Below are 12,755 nucleotides of genomic sequence, written 5' to 3'. Positions count from 1 at the left end.
TGCATTGAAATGCACCGCTTCCGTTGGGGGTAGCGCCGCACCGCAGGTGCGGCGCTACCCGGCCTTGCGGCCGGAAAGAGTTCTGCGGCCTGCCGTGGCCGCGCCGGGCCGCAGGCCCGGCGCCACGCCCAACTGAGAGGCAGAATTTTCAATTCTGCTGGAACAGGCGGGAGCGCGCCCGGCGCAATTTTCCGCCCCTGGGGCTGACAACTGCGGTTTGCGCCCTAGAACCTGCTTCATGCGCGGCTTTTGCTGTCTCCTTTGGCTGATCCTCTGTGCCACTGCCCTCCAGGCCCAGGAGCGGCGGGCCAGCCATTGTATCGCGCTGGCCGGGGCAACCCCTGGCCTGGAGTATCTGCACCAAGCCGGCTGGCAGGATCCTGTTGCCCGGGACAGCGTGCAGATCCGCTATATCGCGCATGCTTCCTTCCTGCTGCGCACCGAAGGCGGGCTGAATGTGGTCACCGATTTCACCGGCTTCACCGGCGCTGCGCCGCTGATCCCGGATGTGGTCACTATGAACCACGCCCACGAAACCCATTGGACGGCGCATCCCGACCCAGCCATTCCCCATGTGCTGGAGGGCTGGGCGGCGTCCGGGGCAGGTGCCGAGCATCACCTTGATCTGGGAGAAATGCTGATCCGCAACGTCTCCACTGACATCCGCAACATGTTCGGCGGAGTCGAGAAGCGGGGCAATTCGATCTTCGTTTTTGAGGCGGCTGGCCTCTGCATCGGCCATCTGGGCCATCTTCACCACGTGCCGACCCCGGAACAATATGCGGCGCTGGGGCGGCTGGATGTGGTGATGGCGGCAGTGGATGGCGGCATAACCCTGCCGCTGGATCAGATGCTGGAGGTACTGGGACGGTTGCGTTCCTCGGTCATTATCCCGATGCATTGGTTCAGCGACGCATCGCTGCAGCGCTTCCTGGCCCGGATCGGCCCTGAGTTTGATGTCGTGAATGAAAGCAATAGCGCCCTTACGGTCTCCCTGCGCAGCCTGCCCGGCCGCCCGACGATCCATGTGCTGCAGCCGAAGTACCTGGCTGAAGAAGAGTGACCTGCCTTGCCAGCCGGTGCCGCTTCCGGCATGGATAAGGCATGATGCTGAACCCCGCAGATACTGCCTTTGCCAACCATCTCTTGAACCTGCTGCCGGAAGGCGTGCTGCGGCCGCCAGAGCCGCGATATCTGGAGGAGCCGCGCGGCCGCTATCAGGGGCAGGCAGGGGTGCTGGCCTTGCCGCAGACGGTGGAGCAGGTCTCACGGCTGATCCGCGAGGCCAATGCCGCCCGGGTGCCGGTTGTGCCCTATGGCGGCGGCACCAGCCTGGTCGGCGGCCAGGTGATGCCGGACGGCCCGGCGCCGCTGGTGCTGTCGCTGGAACGGATGAAAGCAATCCGGTCGGTCCACCCGCAGGAAAATGTCCTGATTGCCGAAGCAGGGGCCATTCTGGCGGATGTCCAGGCAGCGGCGGAAGGGGCGGGGCGGCTGTTTCCCCTGTCGCTGGCGGCAGAGGGATCAGCCAGGATCGGCGGCAACCTTTCGACCAATGCCGGCGGCGTCAACGTGCTGCGCTATGGCAATGCACGCGACCTCTGCCTGGGGTTGGAAGCGGTGCTGCCCTCGGGAGACATCTGGCACGGGCTGTCGCGTTTGCGCAAAGACAACACCGGTTATGACCTGAAAAACCTGCTGATCGGAGCTGAGGGCACGCTGGGGGTGATCACTGCCGCCGCGCTGAAGCTGTCGCCGATCCCTGTCACGCAGGGAACCGCGCTGTTCACTGTGAAGGACCCTGCTGCTGCCATTGCGCTGCTGGCTCTGGCCCGCGATCACGCCGGCGAAACCGTCAGTGCTTTTGAACTGATCCACTGGCAGGGTCTGGCGTTTCTGGCGGAGGCTCTGCCGGAGATCCGCCAGCCGTTTGACGAGGCACCCGAGTGGTGCGTGCTGATCGAATTGGGCTTGCCGCAGGGCGTGGTTGCTGAGGACACCCTGGCAGAGTTGTTCGAAGCCGCAGAGGCGGCAGGGTTGGTTATGGATGGGGTGATTGCCCAGTCCGGGTCTCAGCGGCAGGCGCTGTGGGCAGTGCGCGAGAATATTCCGCTGGCCAACAAGGCAATCGGGTCGGTTTCCAGCCACGACATCTCGGTGCCGATCTCGGATATTCCCGCCTTCATCGAACGGGGCAGAGAGGTGGTCGCAGGTCTTGGTGATTTCCGCATCAACTGCTTTGGCCATCTGGGGGACGGCAACCTGCATTACAATGTGTTCCCGCCAAAGGGGCGGTCCCGCGACCAGTTCAGGCACATGCGTGAAGCAGTGAAAACCGCGGTGCATGATCTGGTTCATGCCTTTGGCGGCTCTTTCAGTGCTGAGCACGGGGTCGGGCGGATGAAAACGGGCGACCTGGAACGCTATGGCGATCCGGCCAAGCTGGCGGCCATGCGGGCAATCAAACAGGCGCTTGACCCGAACGGCATCATGAACCCTGGCGCGGTGCTGAAGGCCGGCTGACCTGCCCGGGCATTCCCAAGATCTCCCGCAGCCGCAGCAGCCCGGCTGCGCCGGACCGCCTGGCGGCTTTGGGCCCGGCGCCGCGCATCCGCGCGGCGTGCCCTTTCAGGCCCTTCAGGGCCGGAAAGGGCTATGCCCAACGGGAAGAGCCGTTCGCAAGAATGGCGTTTGACCGGCGGGAGCCCCCGGCCCGGACGTTGTCCTTACAGTGCTCAGAGGCCGTCGAATTCGCACAGTACATGAACATCCATGCCCATACTCTCCAACAGCTTGCGGCCACCCAGTTCCGGCAGATCCACGATGAAGGAGCAAGAGACAATCTCGCCGCCCAGCCGCTCGATCAGCTTGATGCCCGCGCCCGCAGTGCCGCCGGTGGCCAAGAGGTCATCAACCACCAGAATCTTCTCGCCCGGCTTGATGGCGTCGTCGTGGATCTCGACAATCGCCTCGCCGTATTCCAGCTTGTACTCTTCGCTGATGGTGGTGCCGGGCAGCTTGCCTTTCTTGCGGACCGGCACAAAGCCGACGCTCAGCTGATGCGCAATGGCGCCGCCCAGGATAAAGCCGCGTGCTTCAAGCCCGACCACTTTGTCGATCCGCTCACCCGCATAGGGATGCAGCATCTGGTCGATCGCCATGCGGAACCCGCGCGGATCGGCAAACAGCGTGGTTACATCGCGGAACAGGATCCCTTCATGCGGGAAATCAACGATGGTGCGGATGTAATCCTGGACGGCGAGCTTCTTGGGCATCGGCTTGGTTCCCCTTGGCGCAACTGAGACAGCAGCCCGGCAGTGTTACCAGGCCATGGGCGGTTTGGCCGATGCAGCGCTGTCATGCAAGGGGGAAGCGTGAGCATACGCTTCGGGGCTGCCGCAGGAGGCCTGCTGGCACGGGCCGCGGGCGGGGACTGCGGCGCTGGGAGAGGTCACCGGGGGAAACGGGTGCTCCAGCGCATCAGCGCTTCCAGCGGTCCGTTTCTCGCAAAGATGTTCCAAACCCAGACCAGCACCATCGACAGGGCGCAGAAGCCAAGCGAGTAGCCGAAGATCCGGGAGGTGCCGAGCGAACCGTCCAGCTGGCCCATGGCTTCCAATGTGCCCATGCCCAACAGGATATGCGCCGCATAGAGGCTCAGCGCTTGCCGCCCTGGTGCTGCCAGCCATTCCCCCAGCCCAGCCTTGTCCAGCGCCGGGCCGATCGCCAGCATCAGCCCGGTCACGGCCACCGCGGTGCCGGAGGCTGCGATAATGTAGAACGGGCCAGGGGGAATGGCACTGGTGCCGAAGAGTTCGGCCAGCTCCGGATCCTGCAGCAGTATCCCGGGCAGGGCGCCCAGCACTGCCGCTGCCACACCCCAGAGGACCATGCGGGCCTGCACCCGGCGGCTGGCCAGATCCAGGCGGCCGATCCACATGCCCAGAAACAGGAAAGCGGCCCAAGGAAATACCGGATGCCAGCCGTTGAAGAAGGAATGGCGCAGAAAGCCTTCCAGCGTCCAGAATTCCGCGTAGGTCAATGTGTCCCAGTTCCAATGCGCCTCGTAATCCAGCACCAGCAGCCCTGCCAGCCCGATTGCCAGCGTGCCCGCAGCGGCCCAAAGCAGCGTCCGGCTGGAGGCGGTCAGGAACGGCAGCGCCACCAGGAAATACAGCGCATAGAAGTGCAGGATGTCGGCGTCGAATATGGTCAGGTTCAAAAGGCCGATCACAAACAGGAACACAGCGCGCCGGAACATCGTTGCCCGGTCCGGCTTGCCCAGCGATACCCCGATCCCCGCCAGCATCACAAACAGCGCGGCTGCGCGGCCCTCCAGGCTGTTGGTGAACAGAGAGATTGCATCGGTTCCCGGCGCCACCTGCGCTGCAATGCGGAAATTAACCAGAACCATGCCGCAAAAGGCAAGGAAGCGGGCGATGTCCAATCCGTGAAGGCGCATGAAAGAGATCCTGAAATCAGCAACGTCGAAGCAAGGTCTGCTGCACGATAAAGGCACGCAGCCCGGCAAAGAAAAGAGGCGGCCCTGCAAAGACCGCCCCGATAGTTCAAAACTGTTGCAGCCTTGGATCAGCCCAGAACCCGGCCCGCCACGGCGTCCAGCTTGGCCAGCAGAGCAGGATCGCGTTTCTCGGGTGCAGTCATGATCGCATATTCCAGCGCCTTGTCGCAGCCATGCCGGCAAGCCGCACGATCCTGGCCCAGCAGACCGGGCAGGCGGTGGACCAGTTCGCGGGCATTGGCAGAGTTGCCCTGCAATGTTGCAATGATATCAGTGATTTCCACAGCGCCGTGCTCCGGATGCCAGCTGTCGTAGTCAGTGACCATTGCAACGGAAGCGTAGCATAGCTCTGCCTCGCGGGCGAGTTTGGCCTCGGGCATGTTGGTCATACCAATGACGTCGCAGCCCCATTGCTCGCGGTACATCTTGCTTTCCGCCATGGACGAAAACTGCGGCCCCTCCATGCACAGGTAGGTGCCGCCGCGGTGGATGTTGATGCCTACATCCTTGCCCGCTGCTTCGGCAGCGTCCGAGAGCCGCTCGCAGGTCGGATGCGCCACGCTCACATGGGCCACGCAGCCGGTCCCGAAAAAGCTTTTCTCGCGCGCGAAGGTGCGGTCAATGAACTGATCCACAACAACAAAATCGCCCGGCGCCATTTCCTCGCGGAACGACCCGCAGGCAGAGACGGAGAACACATCCGTCACCCCCAGACGTTTCAGCGCGTCGATATTGGCGCGGTAGGGAACTTCGGTCGGGGAATGCACATGGCCGCGGCCGTGGCGCGGCAGGAAGGCCATTTTCACGCCGTCCAGGGAGCCGGTCAGGATCTGATCCGATGGCGCCCCCCAAGGCGTTTCGACCGAGACCCACCCGGCGCCTTCCAGCCCGTCGATCTCGTAAATGCCGGAGCCGCCGATCACGGCAATCATGGTTTCACGGGGTTCTGATGCGGTCACGTGCTGCCCTCCTGATGCTGTTGTCTTGGATATGCACAAGCGGCGCCGGATTTGGCAAGAGCAAGGTGATCAACAGGGGGCGGCAGCTGTGCACCCCCTATGCACCGGGTGTGTGCCGATGGCGCGGGAGCCTCCGGCGGGAGTATTTTTGCAAAGATGAAACAGCGGGCGCTATTCGCGCCGTGTAATCCCGGCAAGCGTTGCGGCGCAGGCAGCACTTGAAGAGGGACCAAGCGAACGCCCAAATCTTAACAAGCGCTAAAGTTAAGCGTCAGCCCTTTTGACCAAATGTTTCGCGCGCGAAACATTGCGGCAGGGGAGCTGACCTAATTGCGGCATTGCAGCGCTGAACCTCAATCACAGGAAAGCCAAATGGCCGTCTCCGGCCCGCGGCGCGGTTGTGGTGGTGTCCGGCAGGCAAAGACGAAAAACCCGCCATATGGCGGGTTCTCCGGTTTCGCATATCCCGGGCTCAGCCTTCGTAGTCGGGCAGGGCTTTCAGCTCGTCTTCGGTCATCGAGATATAGACGCGCAGATCCGAGCCGTCGTCGGCACGCAGGATGTCGATCTTCGACAGTTCCAGCTCAACCGGTTTCTCGCCCAGGCCGAGGAAACCGCCGACGTCGATAACGGCGGCCTTGACCTCGCCGGCATCAGTCAGCAGCAGTTCGGACACTTCGCCGATCCACTCGTCATTGGAGTCATAGGCCGCTGCACCAGTCAGCTTCTCGGCGGTCAGATCGGCCTCTTCCGCAGTCATGTAGCCGTCGCGCTCTACCGGCACCCGGGGCTGCATGGCCGCTGTGGCTTCAGTGTCGGTCATATGTTCAGCGGACCCGGTTTCTGCGGTGCCGGTTACCTCAGCCTCTGCTTCAACCTCTGCTTCGGCTGCGGCATCTGCGGCTTCTTCAGCTGCGGCTTCAGCTTCCGCGGCCACTTCGCCCGCTTCCTCGGCAACCGTATCAGCGGCCCCTTCAGCCGCAGCCCCGGCTTCTGCAGCAATCTCTGCGCCTTGTTCGGAGATTGCCTCGGCAGCCTCTTCGGTGGCCGTATCGGATGCGAAGGCAGGGAAAGTTGTCACGGCGGCCAGCGCCGTGGAAAGTAGCAGCTTTTTCATGACCATTCTTCCTTAATCTAAGTGGTTCGTGGGTGAGCACTCGATGGAAAAACGCCTGGCAGCGGTGTTCGGTTCCCATAGGGCTGCGAAAAACCGCTGGAGGTGCCTCAGGTCCGGGCAAAGGGCAGTGTCCAGGCATTGCGCCGGTGCCGCGAATACCCCGCACCCTTGCCCCATTGGCGTATTTCCGCTAGGGGCGGGCTGCGGACACTCCCCTTTCAAGTACAGGTACACCCAATGAGACGCGCAGCCATGGCTTTGCTGGCCAAGCAGATTTCCCCGCCCAACCTCTCCATCATGCAGGACGAGGGCTTTACCGTGGCCCGCGTGCGCACCGAATTGCTGTCCGGCCTTACCGTGGCGTTGGCGCTTGTGCCGGAGGCAGTGGCCTTTGCCTTTGTCGCGGGCGTGCATCCGCTGGTCGGGCTTTATGCGGCCTTTATGGTGGGGCTGATCACCGCGGTGTTTGGCGGCCGGCCTGGAATGATCTCGGGTGCGACGGGCGCGCTGGCGGTGGTGATGGTGGCGCTGGTGGCGCAGCACGGGGTCGAGTATCTGTTTGCCACTGTGGTCTTGATGGGGATTTTGCAGATCATCGCGGGGGTGATGCATTGGGGCAAGTTCATCCGCCTGGTGCCGCATCCGGTGATGCTGGGCTTTGTGAACGGTCTGGCCATTGTGATCTTCCTGGCGCAGCTGACCCAGTTCAAGGACCCGGAGAACACCGAAGCCTGGCTGGGGAATGCGCAGCTGGTTATGATGCTGGGGCTGGTGGGGCTGACCATGCTGATCATTTGGGGCACGCCCAAGATCACCGCGATCATTCCCGCACCGCTGGCCGGGATCGGCATTGTGGCAGGTCTGGTGATTGCCTTTGGGATCAATGTGCCGACCGTTGGCGACATGGCCTCAATCAAGGGCGGGTTCCCATCCTTCCATAATCCGTTTGGCACCGGCGAGGGGCTGTATGGCACTGCTTTGGCGCCGTTCACGCTGGAGACGCTGTGGATCATCCTGCCTTATGCGGTGATCCTGGCGGCGATCGGCCTGATTGAAAGCCTGCTGACGCTGAACCTGGTGGGCGAGATCACCGGCAAGCGCGGCGGCGCCAGCCAAGAGTGTATCGCGCAGGGCGCGTCCAATGTGGTGACCGGCTTTTTCGGCGGCATGGGCGGCTGCGCGATGATCGGCCAGTCGATGATCAACGTGAAGTCCGGCGGCCGGACGCGGATTGCGGGCATTACTGCGGCGCTGTTTCTGCTGGCGTTCATCGTTGTGGCTTCGCCGCTGATCGAGCAGATCCCGCTGGCGGCCCTTGTCGGTGTGATGTTCATGGTGGTGATCGGCACCTTCGCCTGGAACAGCTTCAAGGTGATGACCAAAGTGCCGCTGATGGATGCCTTTGTCATTGTGCTGGTGACCGTGGTGACGGTGATGACCGACCTGGCGATTGCGGTGGTTGTCGGTGTGATCGTCTCGGCGCTGGCCTATGCCTGGAACAACGCGCGCCGTATCCATGCCTATACCCGCGAGTCCGAAAGCGACAAGGGCGCCAAGGTTTATGAGATCGAAGGCCCGCTGTTCTTTGGCTCCACCGATGGCTTCATCGAGCTGTTCGATGTGGCAGGCGACCCGGATCACGTGATTGTGGATTTTGCCCGCAGCCGGGTGGTCGACCAATCAGCCTTGCAGGCAATCGAGGCGCTGGCGGGCAAGTATGAGGCCGAGGGTAAATCTGTGGTGCTGCGGCATCTGAGCCGGGATTGCCACCAGCTGCTGACCAAGGCGGGGCATCTGATGGTCGATAGCGATGATGATCCGGACTATGAGATTGCGGTGGACTACTCGGTCAAAACCGGGGTTCTGGGCGGCCATTGACGCCTGATCGTTTGAAAGAGAAACCCGCGGGTTTTGCGAGCCGCGGGTTTTTTTTGAAAGGGGCTCTGGCTCACCATACCAGCAAACGCTGGTCCGGATCCCCCATCCCCTGATCCTTGCCTGCCGCGCGGTCCGCACCGAGCCAAGGAAAATAGCCGTCTCCCCGCGGGGCGCGGGGCCCCTCGGCGATTTTCCTTGTCCCGGCGCCGCCCGCGCGGCTGTCCGGTCTCAGGCGACGGCGGCTCCGGACCAGCAATTACTTGGGGCAGGCTTAGTCGGGGGCGAGGGTTTCCAGCATGTCGAGATCGCCGGACAGCAGTGCGGGTTCGGCGCGGCTGATCAGCTCTGCCGGCCAACCCCACCATTTGAGCGCCAGCAGGCGGGCGATCTGCGGCTTGGAAAAGCGGTAGCTGTGAACGGTGCCGGGATTGCCGGTAACGATGGCATAAGGCGGCACCGTGCCGCGCACCGCTGCTCCGGCGCCGATGATGGCACCGTCGCCGATGCGGGCGCCGGGCAGGATCAGCGCGCCATAACCGATCCAGACATCGTTGCCTACAACCGTATCGCGGGTGTCGGGCTGAAAACCGGCCATCTGGCTGGGATCGAACACCTGGAAGGGATAGCAGCTAAGGCCTTCCTGCGCGTGATTGGCCGAGGAGGTGATGAACCGCGCGCCGTGGGCGATCTGGCAGAAGCGGCCGATCACCAGCCGCTCGCGCGCGCCGGGGAACAGGTAGGGCGCCAGGTGCTGGGCCCAGTTTTCCGGCGGATCGAAGTCGGAGGCATAGGAGTAATCGCCTGCCTTGATGTTGGGGTGGTCCAATACCTGGCTGAGCATCACGGTGCCCGCGTGCGGGGTGCCGCCGGGCAGGATGATCGGGTTGCGTTTGCGCGGATCGGGAAGCGGCATGGCGGGCCTCAGTCGTCGGGACGGGTGAGCGGGAACAGCTCGCGCACCACTGAATAGTCGCGGTAGCCGAGGCGGGCCAGCGGCTGGAAGGCGGTCACGTCAAAAGTGCCGTCGCGCAGGCAGTCATCGCGCAGATGCACGCCGGTCACCTCGCCGAAGACCACCTTGTTTGCCTCGCCCGGCAGGGTGACGATCCGGGTCAGTCTGCATTCCAGCGCGGCCGGCGCTTTGGCGACGCGGGAACAGGCGATGGTTTCGCAGCCTGTGGCTTCAAGCCCTGCATGGGCGAATTCGTCCGCCTCCTTGGGCAGCGCAGCTGAGCTGGCGTTCATTGCGTCCCGCAGCGCGTAAGACACCACATTGACGCAGAACACGCCGGTTTCCTCGATATTGGCAACGCTGTCCTTGGTGCCCTCTTGGTCGGGCTTGCTGCTGGTGGAGGCAAACATCACCTGCGGCGGACTGTAGGCCACTGCGTTGAAAAAGGAATAAGGCGCCAGATTGTTCACCCCGTCGGCGGAACGCGAGGAGATCCAGCCGATTGGCCGCGGTGTGACGATGGCATTAAACGGGTTGTGGGGCAGGCCGTGGCCGTCCTCGGGTCGGTAGAACATTCTTGCTTCCTGCTTAGGGGATTTCAGGGGCTTAGGTGTTTGCCCAAGGCTTACGCCCGTGTTAGGCCGAATGCCAGCCTGCAGGGGGAAAATGCGGAGGCCGGAACAGGGACATGGCGGCGTGATCGAATTGATGGCAGAGCAGCCGGAAGACCGGTGGGAGGTTGAGGCGCTGTATGACCTGTGCTTTGCGCCGGGCCGCGAGGCGTTGTCGTCCTACCGGTTGCGCGACGGGGTGCCGCCGGTTGCGGGTCTCAGCGAGGTTGCGCGCGACAGTGACGGCATCCTGGCCGCAGCCATCCGGTATTGGCCGGTTCTGATTGGCACGGCGCCTGCGCTGCTGCTGGGGCCGGTTGCGGTGCACCCGACACGGCAGGGCGAGGGGCTGGGCGGGTCTTTGATTCGCGACAGTGTTGCCAAGGCAGAGGAAACCGGATGGGCACGGGTGATGCTGGTGGGCGATGCGCCCTATTACCGGCGCTTTGGTTTTACGAAACTGACCGGGGTTGAAATGCCGCCGCCGACCAACCCGGACCGGGTGCTGGGGCTGGCGCTGCAAGAGGCAGCCTGGGACGGCATCCAGGGGCAGGTGCGCCGCTGGCGGGGTTGAATTCCCGCCCTTGGCTGCCGATCTTCTGGATAGGCAGAGGAGGCGCTTGTGGCGGACGTTCTATCAACAGCACGGGTATTCACCCCGCAGGATATTGAAGCTGAACTGGAAGCGCTGGCACAGCGCCACCGGGCGGCGGGCGGCTTTGGCGTGGACCTTTTGAACCGGCTGGGCGGCAGCGGCGAAAGCCTGCTGGAGCGGCTGCCTGCACCGGTGCGGGCCGGGCTGACAGGCGCCACGGAAACCGCTCTCAGGCTTGCCATGAAGGGGGCCAGCCAGTCACGCCGCCTGGTGGCGGATCAGAAACCGGGCGTCGACCGGATGGTGAGCGCCGCCATGGGCGCTGCGGGCGGCGCCGCGGGCCTGCCGGGCGCATTGGTGGAGCTGCCTGCGACAACAGCGTTTTTGCTCCGGACCATCCAGGGCGCCGCAGCTGCGGAGGGGTTCGATCCTGAGGCCGACAGCGTGCGTTTTGATTGCATTCAGGTGTTTGCAGCGGCTGGCCCATTGGCCGAAGATGACGGTGCGGATCTGGGCTTTGTCTCGGTGCGGCTGGGGCTGCCGGGGGGCCTGCACAAGCTTATTGCCCAGGTGGCGCCCAAGCTGGGTGCAGTGCTGGGGCAAAAGCTGGCAGCCCAGGCGGTGCCGATCGCCGGGGCCGTGGCCGGAGCCGCGGTGAATTACGTCTTTGCGGGCTATTACCGCGAGATGGCGCATGTGCATTTCGGGCTTCGGCGGCTGGCGGTGGATGCAGATCTGCCGCAGGAGGAGCTGGTCGCAAAGCTGCGGCAGCGGCTGCACAGCCCAGGTGCGGCACAGTAGATACAACAGACCTCTTGCACTTGCCGGAGAGGGAGATTTAATCAACCCTTCCTGCTAAGAGGGAAAGCATGATTCAATACAGCCTCAAATGCACCGATGGCCACAGTTTCGACAGCTGGTTCCAATCGGCGGCGGCCTTTGACAAACTGGCAGCGGCCGGTCTGGTGTCCTGTGCTGTCTGCGGCGGTGCGCAGGTGGAGAAGGCGATTATGGCGCCACGGGTCCGCCCCGGGCGCAAGGCGGTGTCTGCCGTCGGGGAACCGGAACCGCAGGCCGCTGCGCCCGCCGCTCCAGCTGCGGTTCCCGCAGCGGCGGCTGCAGCCCCTGCAGGGCCCGGCATGCTGAGCCGCCCCGCGGGCGAGGTGGAACAGGCCATCGCAGAGCTGCGCAAGAAGGTCGAGGCAAACTCCGATTACGTCGGCGGGAATTTTGTTCAGGAGGCACGGGCAATGCACCTGGGCGACGCGCCGGAGCGGGCGATCCATGGCGAGGCCAAGCTGGAAGATGCGCGGGAGCTGATTGAGGAAGGCGTGCCGGTGATGCCGCTGCCTTTCCGTTCAGGCCGGAAATCAAACTGACGCAAATCGAACTGAAGGGCAGAGCAAAGATGCATGCAGTTGTAACAGGAACCAGCCGCGGCATTGGCAAGGAGCTGGTGAAACGGCTGCAGGAAGCGGGCTATGAGGTGACAGGCACCTCGCGCGATCACTCCTCCGGGGTGAAACTGGATGTCTCCGATCCCGGCCAGCAGGCGCGTTTCGCCGCCCAGATCAAGAACCGTCCGGTGGATCTGCTGGTGTGCAACGCCGGGGTCTACATCGACAAGTCGATGGGGCTGGAGGATTACTCGGCGGAGGTCTGGGCCAAAACCCTGGCCGCCAATGTGACCGGCGTGTTTTTGACGGTGCAGGCAATGCTGCCCAATTTGCGGCTGGCCCAAGAGCCCAAGATCGCGATCCTGTCTTCGCAGATGGCCAGCCAGTCGCGGGCGCCGGGGGGCAGCTATGCCTATCGCGCTTCCAAGGCGGCGGCGCTGAATATCGGGCGCAATCTGGCCACCGATCTGCAGCCGGAAGGGATCTCTGTGGGGATTTACCACCCCGGCTGGGTGCGTACCGATATGGGCGGCTATGAAGGCGATATCACGGTGGAAGAGTCCGTTGCCGGGCTGATCAATGAATTCGCAGTGCTGAACCTCGACACCACTGGCTGCTTCCACACCTGGGACGGCCGTATTCAACCTTACTGACTTTACTGCCGCACAGAAGGCTGAAGCTCCCGCGCCCGCAGAGGCCTGGCAGCACCAGCCCTGCTTGCGGG

13 protein-coding genes are annotated in these 12,755 nt (G+C 63.6%); 7 read left to right on the top strand and 6 right to left on the bottom strand.

Annotated features, from left to right (window positions below):
- Positions 1-238: 238 nt before the first annotated feature.
- Both K3555_RS14785 and K3555_RS14780 read left to right on the top strand, forming a co-directional pair.
- Positions 239-1,063, top strand: coding sequence for an MBL fold metallo-hydrolase (locus K3555_RS14785; protein WP_260005972.1), 825 nt, complete (start codon positions 239-241; stop codon positions 1,061-1,063).
- 41 nt (positions 1,064-1,104) lie between these two features.
- Positions 1,105-2,523: an FAD-binding oxidoreductase gene (locus K3555_RS14780; RefSeq protein WP_260005970.1), complete on the top strand. Its 1,419-nt coding sequence runs from the start codon at positions 1,105-1,107 to the stop codon at positions 2,521-2,523.
- Between the two features lie 212 nt (positions 2,524-2,735).
- Here the strand turns inward: K3555_RS14780 and K3555_RS14775 are convergent, their stop codons facing one another.
- The 4 genes from K3555_RS14775 to K3555_RS14760 all read right to left on the bottom strand — a co-directional run bounded on the left by K3555_RS14775 (position 2,736) and on the right by K3555_RS14760 (position 6,598).
- Positions 2,736-3,275, bottom strand: a complete 540-nt coding sequence (locus tag K3555_RS14775) for an adenine phosphoribosyltransferase (protein WP_260005968.1) — start codon at positions 3,273-3,275, stop codon at positions 2,736-2,738.
- A 176-nt stretch (positions 3,276-3,451) separates the two neighbouring features.
- The gene (locus K3555_RS14770; RefSeq protein ID WP_260005966.1) at positions 3,452-4,462 is read right to left on the bottom strand and encodes a DUF418 domain-containing protein; all 1,011 of its coding nucleotides are present in this window, start codon (positions 4,460-4,462) and stop codon (positions 3,452-3,454) included.
- A gap of 128 nt (positions 4,463-4,590) precedes the next feature.
- A complete protein-coding gene (locus K3555_RS14765) occupies positions 4,591-5,454 on the bottom strand; it encodes an S-methyl-5'-thioadenosine phosphorylase (RefSeq protein WP_260008546.1) in 864 nt (287 codons plus the stop codon).
- 499 nt (positions 5,455-5,953) lie between these two features.
- Positions 5,954-6,598, bottom strand: coding sequence for a PRC-barrel domain-containing protein (locus tag K3555_RS14760; RefSeq protein ID WP_260005964.1), 645 nt, complete (start codon positions 6,596-6,598; stop codon positions 5,954-5,956).
- Positions 6,599-6,835: 237 nt separating this feature from the next.
- On the opposite strand from K3555_RS14760, the gene K3555_RS14755 reads away from it, so the two are divergent.
- On the top strand, positions 6,836-8,476 hold the full coding sequence (locus K3555_RS14755) for a SulP family inorganic anion transporter (protein ID WP_260005963.1): 1,641 nt from the start codon (positions 6,836-6,838) through the stop codon (positions 8,474-8,476).
- A gap of 271 nt (positions 8,477-8,747) precedes the next feature.
- On the opposite strand, the gene K3555_RS14750 is transcribed toward K3555_RS14755, so the two are convergent.
- Complete coding sequence (locus K3555_RS14750; RefSeq protein ID WP_260005960.1) at positions 8,748-9,389, bottom strand: CatB-related O-acetyltransferase; 642 nt, start codon at positions 9,387-9,389, stop codon at positions 8,748-8,750.
- Positions 9,390-9,397: 8 nt separating this feature from the next.
- The gene (locus tag K3555_RS14745) at positions 9,398-10,003 is read right to left on the bottom strand and encodes a flavin reductase family protein (RefSeq protein WP_259986610.1); all 606 of its coding nucleotides are present in this window, start codon (positions 10,001-10,003) and stop codon (positions 9,398-9,400) included.
- 121 nt (positions 10,004-10,124) lie between these two features.
- On the opposite strand from K3555_RS14745, the gene K3555_RS14740 reads away from it, so the two are divergent.
- The 4 genes from K3555_RS14740 (at position 10,125) to K3555_RS14725 (ending at position 12,684) form a co-directional block, all read left to right on the top strand.
- Positions 10,125-10,613 (top strand): GNAT family N-acetyltransferase, encoded by a 489-nt coding sequence (locus K3555_RS14740; protein WP_259986608.1) that lies wholly within the window; start codon positions 10,125-10,127, stop codon positions 10,611-10,613.
- A gap of 48 nt (positions 10,614-10,661) precedes the next feature.
- Positions 10,662-11,435 (top strand): EcsC family protein, encoded by a 774-nt coding sequence (locus tag K3555_RS14735; protein ID WP_260005958.1) that lies wholly within the window; start codon positions 10,662-10,664, stop codon positions 11,433-11,435.
- Between the two features lie 68 nt (positions 11,436-11,503).
- Positions 11,504-12,013 carry a DUF1178 family protein gene (locus K3555_RS14730; protein WP_259986604.1) on the top strand — a complete coding sequence of 170 codons (510 nt, stop codon included), beginning with the start codon at positions 11,504-11,506 and terminating at the stop codon, positions 12,011-12,013.
- A 29-nt stretch (positions 12,014-12,042) separates the two neighbouring features.
- A complete protein-coding gene (locus tag K3555_RS14725; RefSeq protein ID WP_259986602.1) occupies positions 12,043-12,684 on the top strand; it encodes an SDR family oxidoreductase in 642 nt (213 codons plus the stop codon).
- Positions 12,685-12,755: the final 71 nt, after the last annotated feature.

It is taken from the genome of Leisingera sp. M527 (assembly GCF_025141525.1).
Lineage (GTDB): Bacteria > Pseudomonadota > Alphaproteobacteria > Rhodobacterales > Rhodobacteraceae > Leisingera.
This window is presented reverse-complemented; position numbering and strand designations above follow the sequence as displayed.